The 18,543-nt window shown below is 64.2% G+C and carries 15 protein-coding genes; 4 read left to right on the top strand and 11 right to left on the bottom strand.

The genetic code is table 11. The features are described from left to right. Window positions 1-24 precede the first annotated feature (24 nt). The 5 genes from A9K65_RS25255 to A9K65_RS25275 all read right to left on the bottom strand — a co-directional run bounded on the left by A9K65_RS25255 (window position 25) and on the right by A9K65_RS25275 (window position 6,522). Window positions 25-894, bottom strand: coding sequence for a patatin-like phospholipase family protein (locus A9K65_RS25255; protein WP_064994144.1), 870 nt, complete (start codon window positions 892-894; stop codon window positions 25-27). Continuing rightward, on the bottom strand, window positions 891-2,411 hold the full coding sequence (locus A9K65_RS25260) for a pitrilysin family protein (protein ID WP_245321899.1): 1,521 nt from the start codon (window positions 2,409-2,411) through the stop codon (window positions 891-893). The genes A9K65_RS25255 and A9K65_RS25260 overlap by 4 nt, the downstream gene beginning before the upstream one ends. After that, a complete protein-coding gene (locus A9K65_RS25265) occupies window positions 2,411-3,799 on the bottom strand; it encodes a pitrilysin family protein (protein WP_064994143.1) in 1,389 nt (462 codons plus the stop codon). The genes A9K65_RS25260 and A9K65_RS25265 overlap by 1 nt, the downstream gene beginning before the upstream one ends. A 135-nt stretch (window positions 3,800-3,934) precedes the next feature. After that, window positions 3,935-4,489 (bottom strand): 16S rRNA (guanine(966)-N(2))-methyltransferase RsmD, encoded by a 555-nt coding sequence (gene rsmD, locus A9K65_RS25270; protein WP_064994142.1) that lies wholly within the window; start codon window positions 4,487-4,489, stop codon window positions 3,935-3,937. Continuing rightward, window positions 4,486-6,522, bottom strand: coding sequence for a pseudouridine synthase (locus tag A9K65_RS25275; protein ID WP_064994141.1), 2,037 nt, complete (start codon window positions 6,520-6,522; stop codon window positions 4,486-4,488). Before A9K65_RS25275 ends, rsmD begins: the two co-directional genes overlap by 4 nt. A gap of 182 nt (window positions 6,523-6,704) precedes the next feature. Here A9K65_RS25275 and A9K65_RS25280 point away from each other — a divergent pair, with 182 nt between their 5' ends. Continuing rightward, window positions 6,705-7,154, top strand: a complete 450-nt coding sequence (locus A9K65_RS25280) for a nucleoside deaminase (protein ID WP_064994139.1) — start codon at window positions 6,705-6,707, stop codon at window positions 7,152-7,154. A gap of 36 nt (window positions 7,155-7,190) precedes the next feature. On the opposite strand, the gene A9K65_RS25285 is transcribed toward A9K65_RS25280, so the two are convergent. From A9K65_RS25285 to A9K65_RS25295, 3 genes are all read right to left on the bottom strand, one after another. Beyond that, window positions 7,191-7,862 carry a hypothetical protein gene (locus tag A9K65_RS25285; protein WP_013532359.1) on the bottom strand — a complete coding sequence of 224 codons (672 nt, stop codon included), beginning with the start codon at window positions 7,860-7,862 and terminating at the stop codon, window positions 7,191-7,193. 211 nt (window positions 7,863-8,073) lie between these two features. Then, window positions 8,074-11,037 carry an isoleucine--tRNA ligase gene (gene ileS / locus A9K65_RS25290; RefSeq protein WP_064994137.1) on the bottom strand — a complete coding sequence of 988 codons (2,964 nt, stop codon included), beginning with the start codon at window positions 11,035-11,037 and terminating at the stop codon, window positions 8,074-8,076. A 234-nt stretch (window positions 11,038-11,271) separates the two neighbouring features. Further along, on the bottom strand, window positions 11,272-12,078 hold the full coding sequence (locus A9K65_RS25295) for a MipA/OmpV family protein (RefSeq protein ID WP_024504841.1): 807 nt from the start codon (window positions 12,076-12,078) through the stop codon (window positions 11,272-11,274). Between the two features lie 194 nt (window positions 12,079-12,272). Between A9K65_RS25295 and A9K65_RS25300 the strand changes: the two genes are divergently transcribed. Further along, window positions 12,273-12,827, top strand: a complete 555-nt coding sequence (locus A9K65_RS25300; RefSeq protein ID WP_013532362.1) for an HdeD family acid-resistance protein — start codon at window positions 12,273-12,275, stop codon at window positions 12,825-12,827. Between the two features lies 1 nt (window position 12,828). Here the strand turns inward: A9K65_RS25300 and A9K65_RS25305 are convergent, their stop codons facing one another. Both A9K65_RS25305 and A9K65_RS25310 read right to left on the bottom strand, forming a co-directional pair. Beyond that, complete coding sequence (locus A9K65_RS25305; protein WP_063171845.1) at window positions 12,829-13,809, bottom strand: bifunctional riboflavin kinase/FAD synthetase; 981 nt, start codon at window positions 13,807-13,809, stop codon at window positions 12,829-12,831. Between the two features lie 6 nt (window positions 13,810-13,815). Beyond that, complete coding sequence (locus tag A9K65_RS25310; protein ID WP_063170199.1) at window positions 13,816-14,676, bottom strand: TIGR01459 family HAD-type hydrolase; 861 nt, start codon at window positions 14,674-14,676, stop codon at window positions 13,816-13,818. 230 nt (window positions 14,677-14,906) lie between these two features. Between A9K65_RS25310 and A9K65_RS25315 the strand changes: the two genes are divergently transcribed. Together A9K65_RS25315 and A9K65_RS25320 are read left to right on the top strand one after the other, a co-directional pair. Next, window positions 14,907-16,892, top strand: coding sequence for a TadE/TadG family type IV pilus assembly protein (locus A9K65_RS25315; RefSeq protein WP_198327525.1), 1,986 nt, complete (start codon window positions 14,907-14,909; stop codon window positions 16,890-16,892). Between the two features lie 131 nt (window positions 16,893-17,023). Beyond that, on the top strand, window positions 17,024-17,656 hold the full coding sequence (locus A9K65_RS25320; protein WP_024504845.1) for a LysE family translocator: 633 nt from the start codon (window positions 17,024-17,026) through the stop codon (window positions 17,654-17,656). A gap of 25 nt (window positions 17,657-17,681) precedes the next feature. Here the strand turns inward: A9K65_RS25320 and A9K65_RS25325 are convergent, their stop codons facing one another. After that, window positions 17,682-18,533, bottom strand: coding sequence for a dienelactone hydrolase family protein (locus A9K65_RS25325; protein WP_063167719.1), 852 nt, complete (start codon window positions 18,531-18,533; stop codon window positions 17,682-17,684). Window positions 18,534-18,543 lie beyond the last annotated feature (10 nt).

Below are 18,543 nucleotides of genomic sequence, written 5' to 3' on the forward strand. Positions count from 1 at the left end.
AGATCGAATGGGGAAGATGCATCCTCACCCGACCTGCTTGCCCCGTCTCCCCTTGATGGCGGCGCTATTCCTCGCCTCCACCGCCTTCTCCACCTGCCGCTTCAGCTCGTCCTTGATATCCACCGTCTCGTTCATCAGCGCGTCGATCTTCAGGAAATCGAGGACGCGGTATCTCGACACTGCCGGGCGGACCAGGATGTCGGGGCGGCATTGCTTCAGCTTGTTGGCGATGATCGACTGCATCATCAATTGCGTGGCGCCGAACATCAGGTCGACGGAGGTCGGCTGTTTGCGGTCGGCCTCTTCCGGTGCGCCGACGACGTCGACGCCGATGATGATGTCGGCGTCGTTCTCGATCAGGTCGAACGGCACGGGGTTGTAGATGCCGCCGTCGATCAGCAGCCTGCCGTCTCGCATCACCGGACGGAACACGGCGGGAATGGCCGCTGACGCCGCCAGCGCGGAGTGCAGGTCGCCGTCTTCGAAGACGGCCAGCTTGTGACCGAAATAGTCGGTCGCCGTCACCTTCAGCGGGATTTTCAGCTCGGCAAAGGTTTCGGGGATGGCCTCGGGCAGAAAGGCTTTCAGGATGCGCTCGACATTGAACTGGCTGACGCGGATGCCGTTCTGCATGGCTTCGGCTATCGTGCCCGGCCGCGCCCGCCACATGCGGCTGGCCACCTCGGCGCGGCGGCCGAGGATCGAGCGGGCGTAGTCGTGGATGTCCTTGCCGGCCATACCCGATGCCATGCCGGCACCCATGATGGCGCCGATCGACGAGCCGGCTATGGCCACCGGCCTGATGCCCAGCTCGTCCAGCGCCTCGATGACATGGATATGCGCCAGCCCGCGCGCGCCGCCGCCGCCGAAGGCGATGCCGAAGGTGGGGCTCATCCCTTGCCGGCTCCGGCCAGTTTCGGGCCGATGACCATGATGGTCGGCTCGGTGGTCAGCAGCTTTTTCGCCGCCGCCTTGACCTGTTCGAGCGTCACCGCGTTGATGTAGCCGGCGCGGCGCTGCATGTAGTCGATGCCGAGATCGTCGAGCTGCAACTCGACCAATGTCGAGGCGATGGCGCTGGACGAGTCCAGATTGTTGATGGCGTAGGCGCCGATCATGTATTTCTTGGTCGCCGCCAGTTCCGCTTCGGTCGGGCCTTGCTCGGCCAATTGCTTGACCACATCGCGGACGATGCCCAGCGTCTCGGCCGCGCGGTCGGAGCGGGTGCCGGTGCTGACGATCAACGCGCTGGCGTGGTCCTGGTTGATCAGCGAGGAGTTGACGCTGTAGGCCAGTCCGCGCTTTTCGCGCACTTCCTGGAACAGGCGCGAGGTGAAGGTGCCGCCGCCGAGGATCTCGTTCATCAGCACGGCGGGGAAGAAATCCGCCGCCTTGCGCTTCACGCCGGGAAAAGCGAGCTGCAGGGAGGTCTGCGGCAGGTCGTAGTCGACCTCGATATGCTGCGCCAGCTTCGGGTCGATATCGGCCACAGGCCTCAGCGCCTGGTTCTGCGGCAGGTCGCCGAACACCATGTCGAGCTTCTTCTTCAGCGTCTCCGCGTCGATGGCGCCGACCACGGCGACATGCAGGCCGCCGCGCGCGAACACCGCTTTGTGCAGGCCTTTCAGATCATCGGACGTGATGGCGGCGATGCTTTCCTTGGTGCCCTGATCGGAGCGGGAATAGGGATGGTCGCCATAGAGGGCGCGCGCCCATTTGTTCTGCGCCACCGTGTCCGGGTCGTTTTCGCCGGCGATGATGCCGGACAGGATCTGGGAACGGATGCGGTCGATCGGCAACTGGTCGAAGCGCGGCTCGTTGACCGCCAGCCGCAGCAGGTCGAAGGCCTGGTCGCGCTGCTCGGCCAGCATGCGCATCGAGCCGTAGATGCCGTCGCGGCTCTCGTCGAAGCTCATCTCGGCGCCGGCATCGTCGAGCTTGATCTGGAAGTCTTCACTATCGAGCGGGCCGGCGCCTTCGTCGAACAGGCCGGTCATTAGATTGGCCAGTCCTTCCTTGCCGACAGGATCCTGCGTCGAGCCGCCGCCAAAGACGAAGCGGATGGCGACGACCGGCACGGAATAATCCTCGACCAGCCAGGCGGTGATGCCCTTTGGGGAGGTGACGGACTGGATCTCCATGGCCCGCGCGGTGAGCGCCGGCAGGATGAGGAAGAGGATGGAGAGAAAGAGGGTGGTGAGGGCACGCCATGCGGCAATCGTCGGCAGCGACCAATCGCGGAAGCCGGCGCTCCCCCTCACCCAGCCTCCGCTTTGCTCGGCTGACCTCTCCCCGACGGGGAGAGGAGCTTGCCAGCGCTGGCGCCAGCCTCTTCTCCCCAGCGGGAAGAAGGTGGCCGCGAAGCGGCCGGATGAGGGGGCTGCCTCGCTCATGGGGATCGAATTCATCATCAATTCCCCGCTTGTTGCTGCGGCAAGAGATAGCCGGTCGTCGACCGGGCGAGCACCAGATAGCGCGCGGCGACCGCCTTGACCTCGTCTGCGGTGACCTTGCGGATGCGGTCCGTCCATTGCTGGACGTCCTGCACATTGCCGCCGGTGGCCAGCGTCGAACCGTAGATGTTGGCCATGGAATCCTGCTTGTCGCGGGCAAAGATCATCGACCTGACATAGCGGTCCTTGGCCTTTTCCAGTTCCGATGGCGTCACGCCATCCTTGACGATGCGCACCACCTCCGCATCGACTGCCGCTTCGACGTCGGAAATCCTGGCATCGCCGCGCGGCGCGCCGTAGACGGTGAAGTTGGTGTCGTCGAGCATGGTGCCCTGGAAAAAGGCGCCGGCGCTGGATGCGATACCTTGCTGGACGACGAGCGCCTGGTACAGCCGGCTGCGATTGCCCCCGCCGAGGATCTCCGCCAAGAGGTCGAGCGCTTCCGCCTCGCCCGGCTTTCCCGAATGATAGGACGGCACCACCCATTGCGTGGAAAAGCTCGGCACGCTGACGCGCGCGTCGGAGAGCGTGACCGTGCGCTTGGTGTTCTGCTCCGGCTCGACCGGGCGGATGCGGGGCGGCAGATCGGGGCCGCGCGCCACCTTGCCATAGGTCTTTTCGGCCAGCGCCCGCACCGTGTCCGGTTCGACATCGCCGGCGACGATCAGCACGGCGTTGTTGGGCCGGTAGTATTTGTCGTAGAAGGCGGTGGCGTCGACGCGGTTCAGCTGCTGCATCTCCTGCATCCAGCCGATGACCGGAATGTGATAGGGCTGGTTCTGCCACAGCGTCGCATCGACCTCCTCGTCCAGCACAGCCTCGGGGCTGTTGTCGATACGCGAGCGGCGCTCCTCGAGGATGACGTCGCGCTCGGTCTTGATGACATCGTCGGTGAGGATGAGGTTGCGCATGCGGTCAGCCTCGAAGCTCATCATCAGCTCGAGCGCCGACGGCGCCACCGTCTCGTGGAAAGCGGTATAGTCGTAGGAGGTGAAGGCGTTGTTGGAGCCGCCGATATCGGAGACGGCGCGGTCGAACTCGCCGGCCGCATGGTTGGTCGTTGCCTTGAACATCAGATGTTCGAAGAAATGCGCGATGCCGGATTTGCCGGGCGGCTCGTCGGCGCTGCCGATCTTGTACCAGACCATGTGGGTGACGATCGGCGCACGGTGGTCGGGAATGACGACCACCTCCATGCCGTTGTCGAGCAGGAAATCCGTGACCTTGAACTCGGCCGGAACCGTGTTGGGCAAGACGGGGCTCTCGGCCAGCACTGGGCTGGTCGTGACAAAAGCCAAGGAGGTCGCCAACAGCGTTCCCCGCAGCCATTCAATCCTGGATGTCATCAACGGCTCCGGTTCTGTCGACAGACGATAGGCAAGGTGCTGGCGACAAGCAAAGTGATTTGTTGATCATGTTGCCGGCAAAGGCGGCGGCAAAGAGGCCGGCCCATGGATGCCCGGCCAAGGATACGAGGCGTATCAGGCCGCCTCGATGAAGCGGATGACGGTCTCGCCATAGTTGCGTTCGTCCAGCACCGAAAAGCCGGGGCCTGGCTCGAAGGACGCCGCCGCGGCCTCTTCGACCACGCACAGCGCGCCGGGGCGAAGCCAGCCGCCGGCTTTGGCCGACTGCAAGGCGCGCTCGCCAAGGCCCTTGCCATAGGGCGGGTCGGCGAAGACAAGGCCGAACGGCGCCAGCGTGCCGGCCTCGCCGAGGCCGGTGGCATCGCGGCGGAAGATCTTGGTGCGGCCGGTCAGGCCGAAGGCCTCGACATTGTCGCGGATCAGGCCACGGCCTTCCGCCGATTCCTCGATGAAGACACCGTAGGAGGCACCGCGCGACAGCGCTTCGAGCCCCAGCGCGCCGGTGCCGGCGAACAGGTCGAGCACGCGTGCGCCGTCCAATTGCTCGGCAAAGCGATGCGCCAGCACGTTGAAGACCGCCTCGCGGGTACGATCGGTCGTCGGACGGATGGCGCTCGAGCGCGGCGTCGCCAACGGACGCCCGCGAAACTCACCGCCGACGATTCTCATCTCGCTTTGGGGCCCCGGGGACCGTTGCGCGGACGCTCACCGCCGCCAGCCCCGCCCGGACGTTCGCCGCGCGGCTTGCCGAACGGCTTTGCACCGGCCGGTTTGCCATAGGTCGGTTTGAACGAGGCCTTGCGCGCCTTGGCGTCAGCCGCCTTGGCGGCGTCGGCTTCGGCCCTGCCCTTGCCGATCGGTCGCGCGCCTGGCGCCATCCAGACATTGGCCTTGCGCTGGCCGGGCGGCTCGATCGGCCGCTGCTCGCGCTCGGACTTTTTGCCACCGCCCGGCTTGCCACCAAAAGCACCACGCGGCTTGTCGCCGAAGCCACCGCGCGGTTTGTCGCCGAAATTGCCGCGCGGCTTGTCGCCAAAGCTGCGTTCGGGACGCGGGGCGCGTTCGCCAAAACTCTTCTCAGCGTTTCTGTCGGGGCTTGTCGACAGTTTGCCCAGAGCCTCATCGCGGCTGCCTTCGCGGCGCTTGCGATTCTTGATCAACCCGCCCTCGCCGATCGGGCGGCGCTCGCCATCGCGGGTGAATTTCGGCCGTTCCGGCTCCGGCTCGCGAACTTCGGTGCGCCGCACCGGCTTGTTGGAAAACGGCTTGGTGACATCGGCGTCGAAATTGGCGCCGGATTCCTCGACCAGGCGCTCGCCAAGCTGGTCGCGCAACACCCTGCCCTTGATTTCCAGCACATGGCCCTCGGCGAGGTCATCGAGTTGGAACGGCCCGTAGGAGATACGGATCAGCCGCGTCACGTCGAGGCCGAGCGAACCCAGGATGTTCCTGACTTCGCGGTTCTTGCCCTCGCGCAGGCCGATCGTCAGCCAGGCATTGGTGCCTTGCTCGCGATCGAGCGTCGCTTCGATGGCGCCGTAAAAGACGCCGTCGACGGCGATGCCTTCGCGCAGGCCGGCAAGCGCGCTTTCCTCGACCTTACCGTGGACGCGCACGCGGTAGCGGCGCAGCCAGCCGGTGGCCGGCAGTTCGAGCACGCGCGACAGGCCGCCATCATTGGTGAGCAGCAGCAGGCCTTCGGTGTTGATGTCGAGCCGGCCGATGGTCATCAGCCGCGGCAATTCAGCCGGCAGCACGTCGAAGACGGTCTTGCGGCCCTCGGGATCGCGGTTGGTGGTGACGACGCCGGCCGGCTTGTGGAACAGGAACAGCCTTGTGCGCTCGATCGGCGGGATTTCCATACCGTCGAGATGGATGATGTCATCAGGCATCACGTTGAAGGCCGGTGAAGTCAGGGCGCGGCCATTGACCTTGACGCGGCCGGCGGCGATCAGTTCCTCGGCATCGCGGCGCGAGGCGAGGCCGGCGCGGGCCAGCCGCTTGGCGATGCGCTCGCCTGCCTCTTCCGCAGCCTCGGCGGGACGCGGGCGTGGCTTGAAGCTGCCGCCTGACGCGCCTTGCGGCCGATCGTTGAAATCCCGCTTCGGGCGATCGCCGAAGTCACGCTTGGGGCGGTCGGCGAAGTCACGCCTTGGGCGATCGCCGGCGTCACGGGGGGCGCGGTCACCGAAATCGCGCTTGGGACGGTCGAAGCGCTTTTCGCCGCCCGCTGCCGCCCCAGCCGGCCGGTCGCCCCGCGGTGCGTAGGGTTTGCGCGGCCCTTCGCGCTTCTCGTAGGGCTTGCGCTCGCCTTCGGCGGCCACCGGGCGGTCGCCGCGCGGTGCGTAGGGCTTGCGTGGCCCCTCGCGCTTTTCATAGGGCTTGCGCTCGCCTTCGGCGGCCACCGGGCGATCGCCGCGCGGTGCATAGGGCTTGCGCGGCCCCTCGCGTTTCTCAAAAGGCTTGCCTTCGGGACGCGGGCCTTTGCTGAAAGGCTTGTCGCCGCCCTTGAAATCGCGCTTCGGCCGCTCGCCATCGGCAGCCATCGGCCGGTCGCCACGCGGTGCGTAAGGTTTCTTGGCGCCAAAGGACGGTTTGCCGCCCTTGCCCGCGGCGCCATCGCGGCTGCGCGGTCCCGCGGCTTTCGGCCCACTCTTGGCCGGACCCTTCCTGGGTCGGAATTTCTTGTCGTTGTCGTCCATGTGGCCTTTATCCGTTTGCGCTGCTACAGCGTGGCGCATCCTTTGGGGCGCGCAACGAACGCTGTAGCACTTTTGATGTGGCGCATGATCATTTTCGAAAACCGAGTCCCGATTTTCGAGGTCATGCGCTCCATAACAGGATCACCGTCAGGTGGCGAGGAGATAATCGGAGTGGAAATCGCGTGAAGCGGCCCGATTTCATGGCGCTGGCGCTGAAGGAGGCCGAAGCTGCCGCCTTGCGAGGCGAAGTGCCGGTCGGCGCCGTCATCGCCAATGGCGCTGGTGTTGTCGCCAGCGCCGGCAACCGCACACGCGAACTTGCCGACCCGACCGCGCATGCCGAGATGCTGGTCATCCGCGAAGCCTGCCGCAAACTGTCGGCCGAGCGACTGACCGGGCACGATCTCTATGTGACGCTGGAGCCTTGCGCCATGTGCGCCGGCGCCATTTCCTTCGCCCGGCTGCGCCGGCTCTATTTCGGCGCCGCCGACGACAAGGGCGGTGCGGTGGTCAACGGCGTGCGCTTCTTCGCCTCGCCGACCTGCCACCACGCGCCCGACATCTATCCGGGCATGGGCGAGACCGAAGCAGCCCTGCTGCTCAAAGAATTTTTTCGGGAGCGGCGCGGCTGAACCGGGCGCTACGCCCGGCGACACAATTCGGTGTTTTTACAGCCAATCGAACCAGCCGCTGCCCTTCTTGCCTTCCGCCTCTTTCTTGAGACGGCGTTCCTTCTTGTACTCGTCCTCGCCAAGCTCGTTCTGCGGCGCGGTGCCGGCCGCGACACGATACTGCACTGGAGGCTCGCTCAGATATTTGCGGGTGTTCGGATCGCCCTGCTTGCTGTCGGCGAGGCGACGCTGGATCTCGGCGGCACGGCCCTTGTCGGAATCGGCCGGTGTCCATGCCGGCGGGTGGCTCGAGCCTGACTCCGCCATCGCCCTTTTCACCGAGGCCGGATCGGTTTGCACGTCGTCGACGATCTCCGACTGATAGGCCGGGTCGTTCTGATGGGCGGTGGCATCGGCCCGCAAGCGGGCGCGGCGCTGCTCGGGCGATTCGGGCCATTCGGCGCTCGCCGTCTCGATGCTGTCCTGCGGGGCCGGCAGCGCTTCCTTCTGGCCGGGCGCCGGCTTTACAAGCGTCGGACGCGGCTTGTAGTCGATCTGTTCCTTGCGCTTCGGCGCAAATGAAAAGGCGCCTGAAATATCGCCGGCCAGCTGTTCGCCGGCGGTCTTGTCGGTGCCGTAGGTCGGAGAGCCCATGCAGCCGGACAAAGCGAGGCCCGACGCGACAAGCGGCGCCAGCAGCGCCAGGCGCGCATTATATCTCTCGGTCATGCCAAAAAGTCCCACTCTAGACAGCCTCTCGATTGCCACCAGCCTTCTGGCCGGTCCCCATCGTCCAAGCACTTGCGACGGAAATCCGGCGACAATTTGTCTTCCGGAGTTTCGCGTGTTTACCTCAACCACTCGTTAAGGGCAACGCGCGGGCGTTTTTCACCCGCCCGGCGTGGCATTTGTGCACCGATCAAGCTGGCCGGCCGGCCTGTCAAAGCCGGCCAAGCGCCTTCAATTCATGCAGCACCGCCGCATCCCTGGCCGAAACATCCGGGTATTCCGGATCCTGGCCGATATCGGCGGTGTAGCGCCATGAGCGCGCGCATTTTAACAGGCCGCGATCCTCGGCCTTCTCGACCACCACGGCGACACCCCTGACGTCGTCGATCGCGAAGGCACCAGCCGGTGCCTCGCCATGCGCGATAACCAGATCGCTGGTGATCGCCATCTCGGCCATGTCGACATCTGAAATCGCCGCTTCGAGCGCTGCATCGTTGATGGTGACGACCGGCACCGCTTCCAGCGACGATCCGATCACCTTCTGGGCGCGCGCGATCTCCAGCGCGCCGGTAACGACGCGCCGCACCTGCCGCACCTGGCGCCACTTTTCCGCCAGCGCCTCGTTCTTCCAGTCCGCCGGGATTTGCGGAAACTGGTCGAGATGCACCGAGACCGAGTCGGGATGACGATCGAGCCAGGCCTCCTCCATAGTGAAGGGCAGCATCGGCGCCAGCCATTTCACCAGGCAATCGAAGAGATGGCGCACCACCTGCACGGAAGCCTTGCGCTTCAGGCTCGACGGCGCGTCGCAGTAGAGCGCGTCCTTGCGGATGTCGAAATAGAACGCCGACAGCTCGACCACCATGAAATCGAGCAGCATGCGGGTGATGCGCTTGAACTCGAAGGCGTCGTAGCCCGAGCGCACGACCTCATCGAGCTCGGCCAGCCGGTGCAGCATCAGCCGCTCCAGCTCCGGCATCTTCTCCAGCGGCACCTCTTCGCCATCGTCATGGGCGAGCGTGCCGAGCATCCAGCGGATGGTGTTGCGCAGCTTGCGGTAGGCATCGATGTTGGTCTGCAGCACGTTCTTGCCGAGCCGCTGGTCCTCCCAGTAGTCGGTCGTCACCACCCACAGACGCAGGATATCGGCGCCCGACTGCTTGATGACGTCCTGCGGCACCACGGTGTTGCCGAGCGACTTCGACATCTTGCGGCCATCCTCGTCCATGGTGAAACCATGGGTGACGACAGTATCGTAAGGCGCCCTGCCCCTGGTGCCGCAGCTTTCCAGCAGCGAGGAATGGAACCAGCCGCGATGCTGGTCGGAGCCTTCGAGATAGACGTCGGCCGGCCATTTCAGGTCAGGGCGATCCTCCAGCGTGAAGACATGCGTCGAGCCCGAATCGAACCAGACGTCGAGGATGTCCATCACCTGCTTCCATTTGGAGGCATCGTGATTGCCAAGGAAACGCTCCTTGGCGCCAGCGGCGAACCAGGCGTCGGCGCCCTCCTTCTCGAAGGCGTCCATGATGCGCTGGTTGACCGCTTCGTCCTTCAGCACATTGCCGTCGACATCGGCGAAGACGGCGATCGGCACGCCCCAGGCGCGCTGGCGCGACAGCACCCAGTCCGGGCGCTCCTCGATCATGGCGCGGATGCGGTTCTGGCCGGCGGCGGGCACGAAACGGGTTTCGTCGATGGCCTTGAGCGCCCGGCTGCGCAACGTCGAGCCGTCGCCGAGGTCCTTGTCCATATAGACGAACCATTGCGGCGTGTTGCGGAAGATGATCGGTTTTTTGGACCGCCATGAATGCGGATAGCTGTGCTTCAGCCGGCCACGCGCGAACAGCGCGTTGCGTTTGATCAGCTCGTCGATGACGGCCTGGTTGGCGTTGCCCTTCTTGCCGTTGTCGTCGATGACGCGCGCCGGCCCACCCTCGCGGTCCGGTCCGAAACCCGGCGCGTCCTTGGTGAAGAAGCCGCCATCGTCGACGGTGAACGGGATGGCGGGATCGATGCCGCGTGCACGCAGATCCACCGCCGCGTCCATCCAGGCGTCAAAGTCCTCGCGGCCGTGTCCGGGCGCGGTGTGGACGAAGCCGGTGCCGGCATCGTCGGTGACATGGTCGCCGGCGAGCATCGGAGCGGCAAATTCGTAGCCGCCGCCCAAGCCCTTGAGCGGATGTGAAAGCGTAAGGCTTCCAAGCTCTTGCGCCGAGACGCTGCGCAGACGATTCAAGGTGACCTTGGCCTTGGCCGAGGAGTCTTCGGCCAGTGCGTCGGCAAAGATCAGCTTTTCACCCGGCTGCGGGCCGAACGCGTTCTCGGCTGCCGTGACCTCGTAGAGGCCATAATTTATACGCGGCGAATAGTTGACGGCGCGGTTGCCTGGGATCGTCCACGGCGTCGTCGTCCAGATGACGACGTGGGCCTGCAGCAGATCGAGGGCGCCCTCCGTCAGCTTGGTCTGGCCATCGTCAATGGGGCGGACAAGGCTGGCGACCGGAAACTTCACCCACATCGTGTCGCTCTCATAGTCGTGGTACTCGATCTCGGCCTCGGCCAGCGCCGTGCGCTCGACCACGCTCCACATCACCGGCTTGGAGCCGCGATAGAGCTGGCCCGACATGGCGAACTTCAACAGCTCGCCGGCGATGCGCGACTCGGCATGGAAAGCCATCGTCGTATAGGGGTTCTTGAAGTCGCCGATGACGCCGAGGCGCTGGAACTCGGCCCCCTGCACCGTGATCCAACCCGCGGCGAATTCGCGGCATTCCTTGCGGAACTCGTTGACCGGCACCTCGTCCTTGTTCTTGCCCTTGGCGCGGTACTGCTCCTCGATCTTCCATTCGATCGGCAGGCCGTGACAGTCCCAGCCGGGCACATAGTTCGAGTCGTAACCGCGCATCTGGAACGAGCGGGTGATGACGTCCTTGAGGATCTTGTTCAGTGCATGGCCGATATGGATGTTGCCATTGGCGTAGGGCGGGCCGTCATGCAGCACGTATTTCGTGCGGCCGGCAGCGCTCTCGCGCAGCTTGCGGTAGAGATCCATGTCCTGCCAGCGCTTGACCAGCAGCGGCTCCTTCTCCGGCAGGCCGGCGCGCATCGGGAAGTCCGTCTGCGGCAAATAAAGCGTCTTGGAATAGTCGATCGTTTCAGTTGTATCGGTCATTGGTCTGCCATGTGCATTGCCCGGCGGGCGTACAAGCTCGGGCGTGAACTATCATGTTATGAAAAAAGCGCGAGGGGCGCGCAGAAACTCCCGGCGGCTCCGGCGGCGCTCAGGCCACCCGGAACACCGGGCCTGTAATTCGTATCGCGATCGCGAAAAGGCGCGAAAAGCTGGTCATGGCTGGGCTTTTAGCCGAAGCCACGGCAGGAATAAAGCGTCTCTCGTTCGATTCACCTACATCGTGAAATCGAAGCGGTAGGTGGTCGACACGCCGACCGTGAACTGGTTGCGGTCGCCACGCTCCTTGACCAGGCTGGAATCGGCCGCCGGTCCCATCAGGCGCGAATATTCGCCAAACAGGCTGGCGGTCATCGGCTCGGTCACCTTCCAAGTTATGGCGCCGCCAAGGCCGGTCGATTTCAGCCCGCCACCGGGATGGTATTCGCTCAGGCCCGAGGCCACCGCCTCCTGCGCGTTGACGCCATAATAGGCGTCAAAATAGTTGCCCGAGGCGAAGGAAACACGCGGTCCTCCCGAAATCCTGACGGTTGGCGTCACATCGTAGAAGGCATCGGCGGCGATGTCGGCGACAAAGCCGTTGTGAGCGCGAATGCCGTGGCGCAGCTCGGCGCGGGCGCGCAGCCAGTCCGTCGGATAGAATTCGAAGAAGCCGCCGACTTCGCCGCCCCAGCGCACCGGATCGAGGCCCTTCAGCTCATCGGCGTTGTCGTCGTCGCGGGAAAACAGGAACTTGCCGGTCAGGCCGGCGCGGACACCGCCATCGTCGACCAGCGCCAGCGAGATGTTGTCGTTGCGCGAGACAAAGCGTGCCGCCGGTCCGGCCTTGCCCAATGAGATGATGGGTTGGGCGCTCAGCATGTATTTCCTGCCGCCCTCGAAATTGGGCGCGACCAGGCCGGTGGCGCCAACGGTCAGATACCAGTCGCCGGACAGCCAGCTGCCCTCGCCCGCATTGGCGGCGCCCGCCCCGCCCAGCACCGCAGCGGCCAACACCAGAGAGATTCTTCCGACCGGACTCATGGCCACTCCACTAACACAACGCATATGAATACCGATGACAGCTTTGACGGCCGTTTGGTAAAATTTGATTTAAACCCGAGACATACGCTCGCGCTTTGCCGCGATGCCGCTGCCGGTCATCGACTGGACGTTGGCCCGCGCCCGGATTACCTTCCATCCGCAGTATTCCGCAGCCCTCGATGGAGACCGCGACAATGACCCTGCATGGCGACGCCCTGAAAATCGCGATCGAACAGACACGGACAAAATGGGGATGGTTTGTCGCGCTCGGTGTGCTGCTGCTCATCTTCGGCGGCATTGCCTTCGCCAACCTGTTCGTCGCCACGGTGGCTTCCGTCTACGTCGTGGGATGGCTGATGCTGATGGCGGGCATCATCGAGATCGTGCACGCGTTCGGCGTCAAGACCTGGAGCCGCTTCTTCTACTGGCTGCTCAGCGGACTGCTGTACGCCGTTGCCGGCTTCTTCGCTTTCGGCAATCCGCTGCTTGCCTCGGCGGTGCTGACATTCCTGCTGGCGATTGCGCTGGTCGCGTCAGGGGTGCTCAGGGCCTGGGTCGGCTACAGCCATCGGCCGGAACGCGGCTGGGGCTGGATCGTCGCTGCCGGTGTCATCACCGCGCTTGCGGGCCTGATCATCGCCATGGGCTGGCCGGTCAACAGCCTGTGGGTGCTCGGTCTGTTCCTGGCGATCGATCTGATCTTCCAGGGCTGGACCTTCATCGCCGTTGGCCTGGCACTGAAGAAGTAGCTTAAAATGCCATCGCAGCGTCGAGGTCGGAGAGCGGCCTGACGCCGGCAAGCAGCGCGCGTGCCTCGGCTTCATCGCGCTTCATCTGCGCGACCAGCGCGTCGAGCCCCTCGAACTTCACCTCCGGACGCAGGAAACCGAAGAAGGAAACCTGACAAACCTCGCCATAGAGGTCGCCGGAGAAATCGAAGACAAAGGTTTCCAGCAGCGGCGCGCCGTTGTCGTCGACTGTCGGGCGTCGGCCGAAGCTGGCGACGCCGTCGTGAAGCGTGCCGTCGGCGCGGCGGAAGCGGACGGCATAAATCCCTTCTTTCAGAGTCGCTTCGGGCGAAAGCCTCATGTTGGCAGTCGGAAAGCCAAGGGTGCGGCCGAGCTGCTGTCCGCCGACCACCTCGCTTTCGACGGTGAACCGGTAACCGAGCAGTCCGGCGGCTTCAGCCACCTCGCCCTCGCCCAGCAATCCGCGGATACGGCTGGACGACACCACCTCGGCGCCCTCGTCCCGGAACGCGTCGACGAGCGTGACGCCGAAGCCGTGACGCTCGCCGGCCGCCATCAGGTAGGCCGGGCCGCCCTGACGATCCTTGCCGAAATGGAAGTCGAACCCGGTCACGGCGTGAGTAATGCCGAGGTTCGTCTCCAGCACATCCGTCACGAACGCTTCCGCCGACAGCGAGGCGAAGTCGCGCGTGAACGGCTGCTCGACGAGCGCGGCAAAGCCTAGCAGCGACAGCAGCCGCGCCTTCATAGGCGGCGGCGTCAGCACGAACAACGGGATATCAGGCCTGAAGATCTTGCGCGGATGCGGTTCGAATGTCAGCACCAGGGCCGGCACGCCGCGCCGTCCTGCCTCCGCCGAGGCTCGCTCGAGCACCGCCTGATGGCCGCGATGGACGCCATCGAAATTGCCGATCGCCACGACGCCGCCGCGCAGGTCGGCGGGAAGCGGCGCGGTTGCCAGGATGCGCTGGAAGGCTGCCATCGTCACCTACCGAAGTCTGGGAATGACGGCCACCGGACCATAGCCATGCTTTTCCAGGAAGGCCGCCAATCTTGCCGGATCCGGTTGCAGGGCATCGCCATAGTCGCGGGCATGGATACCGCCGGAGACATAAAGAACATCGAAGCCATTGTCGGCGGCGCCCTTCACATCGGTCATCATGCCGTCGCCGATGGCCAGCACCTGGCCGCGCTCGACCGGCTGGCCCAGAATCTCGGCAACCTCCTTCATCGCGAGATTGTAGATCGGCGCGTAAGGTTTTCCGGCGATCAATGTGCGGCCGCCGAGCTGGGCATAGTCACGCGCCAGCGCGCCGGCACACCAGATGATGCGTTCGCCACGTTCGACCACGATGTCGGGATTTGCGCAGATGAAAGGCAGGTTCCTGGCGCGCAGCCGCCGCAGGAGCTCCGCGTAATCCTCGGGCTTCTCGACCTCGTCGTCGAACAGGCCGGTACAGACGACGCCGGACGCCTCGAACTCCTCGACAAGCTCGACGTCGAGACCTTCATAGAGGGTGAAGTCGCGGTCGGCGCCGATATGGAAAATCTTGCGCGGCCCTTCGGCGATCAGATCCCGGGTCACGTCGCCTGAGGTAACCACCCGGTCGTAGGCTGACGGTGGAACACCGATCGCGTTCATCTGCGCCACGACATCGGCACTTCTGCGCGGCGAATTGGTGATCAGGACGACGGGGATTTTCGCCTCTCGAGCCCTTGCCAATGCGGAGGCTGCCACAGGGAAATGCGTTTCGCCATTATGGACCACGCCCCAGACGTCGCACAGGATTGCCGAATAGGCCTTCGACACGTCTTCGAGCGAGCCGATGATTTCAGGCGAATCCGCCATGCCGTTTCCTTCAGTCATGATCGTTGCGACCGCCACGACAGACGGTTCGCCGCAGCCGGTTCGGATTAGCCGAACCATTCCGGCCTGTCACCAGCTTTCGCCAGGCACGATTGGTTAGCGGTTGGTGAAGCGCTGCCCCGGCAATAGAGCGATTTGCCAAACCCGGCCTTCAGCGTTTTGTGGAAAGCTGGCGTCGATCGAGAATCCGCCGGCGGGGGCCGCTCCAAGACATGCATGGACTTTGGCGTCAGTTCTGCCGCGACCAACGCGGCAACTATGCTCTTATGACGGTCGTCGCTATGGTTCCGCTGATGGGCGCCCTGGCAATGGCCGTCGACTTCACCGAGATGAGCCGCGAAAAACAGGCGGTTTCGAACGCGCTCGATGCCGCAAACTTCGCCACGGCGCGCCGGCTGACGGAGGGTGCCACCGACGACCGGTTGCGGGCCTATGCGCTCGACTTCTTCAATGCCAACCTCAACAAGATCAATCCCGCCAATACGACGCTCACCGTCACCTTGCCAAGCAACACCACCGGCGGCGGCTTGCTCAAGATGACCGCGCGGCTTGACTACAAGCCCTATTTCTATCCGGTCTTCGGCCAGCTCGTCGGCAAATCCGAAACCGACGCCAACCAGAGGATCAGCTTCAACATCACCTCGGAAGTGCGGCTGAAGAACACTCTTGAAGTCGCCCTGGTACTCGACAATTCCGGGTCGATGACCAAGACCGGAACGGGCTCGGGGCAAACGCGCATCGACCTTCTCAAGACCGCGGCAAAACAGCTGGTCGACACGCTGGCCCAGCAGGCGGCGATGATCAAGCAGGTCGACAGGCCGGTGCAGTTCGGCCTCGTGCCGTTTGCCGCCTCGGTCAATGTCGGGCCCGGCAACGGCAATGCGCCCTGGATGGATACCGAAGGATTGTCGCCGGTATCGAACGAGAATTTCGACTGGTCGACGCTGAACGCAGCCGACAAATACGCCCAGCAGACCAACGGCATCTGGTACAAGCGCGGCACCGGATGGGGAACCGACGAAGGCCAGATGCTGACCCGGTTTTCGCTCTATCGCGACATGAAGGTCGTCACCAACCATGAGCGTGTCGTCAACAGCAAGCGCGTGGTGTGCGACGAATACAACCCGAACAACACCTGCAAACGCGACCACGACGAATACGACTACATCGACACCTATGGCCCGTTCGCCAGTTGGCAGGGCTGCGTCGAGGCCAGGCCTTATCCCTACAATGTCAACGACGCGGCGCCTTCCGGCGGCTCGGCGAACACCGGCATAGGGGTCGGCGATCCGGCGACGATGTTTGTGCCGATGTTCGCCCCGGACGAACCCGGCAACCATTGGAGGCTCACCCAGGATCCCGACGAGGCCGCGCCGACGACCTATGGCGCCATCAACAGCTGGTGGAATGACGACCCGACGAGCAGTACCGGCCAATCCCGGCTGCGCAACATGTCCAAATATTTCCAACCGAGGCCGATCAATGCGCCGGCGCTGGCCGCCGGCAACGGGCCGAACTACAGCTGCTCCACCAACCCGATCACGCCGCTGACCGATGTCAGCGTTACCACTGGGCTTACCGCGATCAAGGCCGCGATCGACCTGATGAAGCCCGATGGCGGCACCAATGTTCCCGAAGGCATGGCCTGGGGTTGGCGGGTGGTTTCGAGCGGCGAGCCGTTCACGCAAGGCCGCCCGGAAACCGAGAGAGGCAACGACAAGGTCGTCATCGTGCTGACCGACGGCGCCAATACCTACTACACGCCGTCCTCGCTCAGCCATTCCGACCCCGCCGATTCGAAATCGACCTATGCGTCCTTCGGCTATCTCAACCCAGGCTACAACGGCACTTCGGTGGGCCGCCTGTTCATGGGCACATCGAGCGCCATTGGCCAGTTCGACTATTCGAACGGCAACTACACCAACGCGCTCAACGAGCAGATGGCGACGCTTTGCAACAACGCCAAGGCAGCCAATATCATGGTGATGACGGTGGCGCTCGACCTGTCGACGACCAAAACCGCCGATCAGCAGGCGATCGAGGCGCTGAAATCCTGCTCGTCGAACTCGCGCTTCCGCAAGGATCCAACGGACGCGAGCAAGCCGGCAAAACTGTTCTGGAATGCCACCGGCGCCAGCTTGTCGAACGATTTCAAGGAAATCGGCAACGAATTGTCGAACCTGCGCATCGTCGGCTGATCCTCAGGCTTCGGGGGCTGGCTGGAACAACGGCTGGCGCCGCCATGCACTTGCGCGCGCCTCCCGGGACAGGCACATCTTGGCCGCCTGCCGGATCGCGCGTCCATTCGCGGCGCGCTGGGGAAGAACAGATGCCCGAAACAGCCAATCATCTCGCCTTCGCGCTGGTCTGCCTCGGCATGGTGCTGACGCCTGGCCCCAACATGATCTATTTGATCTCGCGTTCCCTGTCGCAGGGGCCGAAGGCGGGGCTCATCTCGCTTGGCGGCGTGGCGCTCGGCTTTGTCTTCTATGTACTGGCGGCGGCATTCGGCATCACCGCGCTGCTGCTCGCAGTGCCCTACGCCTATGATGCGCTGCGCTTTGCCGGCGTGCTCTATCTCCTGTGGCTGGCCTGGCAGGCGGTGAAGCCGGGCGGACGCTCGCCATTCGAAGTGCGCGAATTGCCAAGGGACCGGCCGCGCAAGCTTTTCGCCATGGGCCTGATGACCAATCTGCTCAATCCGAAGGTGGCCGTGCTCTATCTGTCGCTGTTGCCGCAGTTCATCAGCCCTGGCAAGGGTCACGTCCTGTCGCAGCTCCTGGTGCTCGGCGCGACACAGATCTCGATCAGCCTCAGCGTCAATGCCGTCATCGCGGTGACGGCCGGTTCAATCGCCACCTTTCTCGCCGGACGGCCCTTGTGGCTGGTCATCCAGCGCTGGATGATGGGAACCGTGCTGGCGGCTCTTGCGCTGAAGATGGCGACAGACGCGCAGCGCTGAGAGTGCAAACCGGCGGTCGCCGCTGTCAGCCGCCGAAGACTTCTTTCAGGAATGCATGAGAGGCAAGGATGGATTGCTCGGCAGCATTGTACTGACCATAGGCCTCGATGCCGGTCTTCAATCCTGCGGAGTCAAATCCGTGACGAGCACCCGGGTAGACGTCAAGCTGCACAGAGCTTCCCTTGCCGCTGCGCTGCGTCATCATCTCCTGGCAATTTTTGGCGGGGGTCCGATCGTCCAGCTCGCCGATCAGGATCAAGGTCGGGACCGCCATGTCGCCATTCGTTGCCGAACAATCCGGATAGTAGGCGATCGCAGCCTTGAATTTGCGCTCCATAAGCCGCTCGTCTCCACCAGACTGCAAGGCCTCGAGCGTTGCGTTCCCGCCAGCGGAGAACCCCATCAACGCAATGCGCCGCGGGTCGACAAAACTGTATTTTGATAGGTATTCCAGAGCGCCGTAGGCGTCATATACGCGATCAACAGGGTGGAGGCCATCACAGGTCTCCTTAATGCCGCGGGTGCTGAAGCTGTCGACGACGAGGACGACGTAACCCCAGGAAGACAGTCGCTCGGACCAGGTTTTCCTTACACTTCGGGGCAAACCTGAACATCCGTGCAGAACCACGACAGCCGGGAACGGCCCCTCACCCGGCGGACGCGTTAAATACCCCTGCAGCGGCGTGCCGGGAACGGCCCTCGGGACGTTGCCGCCCGCTTGCGCAATGCGCTTCTGAAATGGCGTTGGCTCCGAAGCCGCGCTTTCAAACTGCACCGGCTGGTCAGCGCGCGCTGGCGCGGCATGCAGATAGCTACCGATACAAAGGCAGGTCAGACAGACGACCTTGTTGGGCAGTCTCGGCAGGGTGAAGGCCATGGGTGCCTGC

It is taken from the genome of Mesorhizobium sp. WSM1497, assembly GCF_001672455.2.
GTDB classification, from domain to species: domain Bacteria; phylum Pseudomonadota; class Alphaproteobacteria; order Rhizobiales; family Rhizobiaceae; genus Mesorhizobium; species Mesorhizobium ciceri.

Excerpts from the sequence above, each read along its gene's own strand:
- A9K65_RS25255 (WP_064994144.1), bottom strand. The coding sequence starts at position 894 with ATGAGCCCCACCTTCGGCATCGCCTTCGGCGGCGGCGGCGCGCGCGGG.
- A9K65_RS25295 (WP_024504841.1), bottom strand. The coding sequence starts at position 12,078 with ATGAGTCCGGTCGGAAGAATCTCTCTGGTGTTGGCCGCTGCGGTGCTG.
- A9K65_RS25265 (WP_064994143.1), bottom strand. The coding sequence starts at position 3,799 with ATGACATCCAGGATTGAATGGCTGCGGGGAACGCTGTTGGCGACCTCC.
- A9K65_RS25260 (WP_245321899.1), bottom strand. The coding sequence starts at position 2,411 with ATGATGAATTCGATCCCCATGAGCGAGGCAGCCCCCTCATCCGGCCGC.
- ileS (WP_064994137.1), bottom strand. The coding sequence starts at position 11,037 with ATGACCGATACAACTGAAACGATCGACTATTCCAAGACGCTTTATTTG.
- A9K65_RS25300 (WP_013532362.1), top strand. The coding sequence starts at position 12,273 with ATGACCCTGCATGGCGACGCCCTGAAAATCGCGATCGAACAGACACGG.
- A9K65_RS25305 (WP_063171845.1), bottom strand. The coding sequence starts at position 13,809 with ATGGCAGCCTTCCAGCGCATCCTGGCAACCGCGCCGCTTCCCGCCGAC.
- A9K65_RS25285 (WP_013532359.1), bottom strand. The coding sequence starts at position 7,862 with ATGACCGAGAGATATAATGCGCGCCTGGCGCTGCTGGCGCCGCTTGTC.
- A9K65_RS25325 (WP_063167719.1), bottom strand. The coding sequence starts at position 18,533 with ATGGCCTTCACCCTGCCGAGACTGCCCAACAAGGTCGTCTGTCTGACC.
- rsmD (WP_064994142.1), bottom strand. The coding sequence starts at position 4,489 with ATGAGAATCGTCGGCGGTGAGTTTCGCGGGCGTCCGTTGGCGACGCCG.
- A9K65_RS25315 (WP_198327525.1), top strand. The coding sequence starts at position 14,907 with ATGCATGGACTTTGGCGTCAGTTCTGCCGCGACCAACGCGGCAACTAT.
- A9K65_RS25320 (WP_024504845.1), top strand. The coding sequence starts at position 17,024 with ATGCCCGAAACAGCCAATCATCTCGCCTTCGCGCTGGTCTGCCTCGGC.
- A9K65_RS25275 (WP_064994141.1), bottom strand. The coding sequence starts at position 6,522 with ATGGACGACAACGACAAGAAATTCCGACCCAGGAAGGGTCCGGCCAAG.
- A9K65_RS25310 (WP_063170199.1), bottom strand. The coding sequence starts at position 14,676 with ATGGCGGATTCGCCTGAAATCATCGGCTCGCTCGAAGACGTGTCGAAG.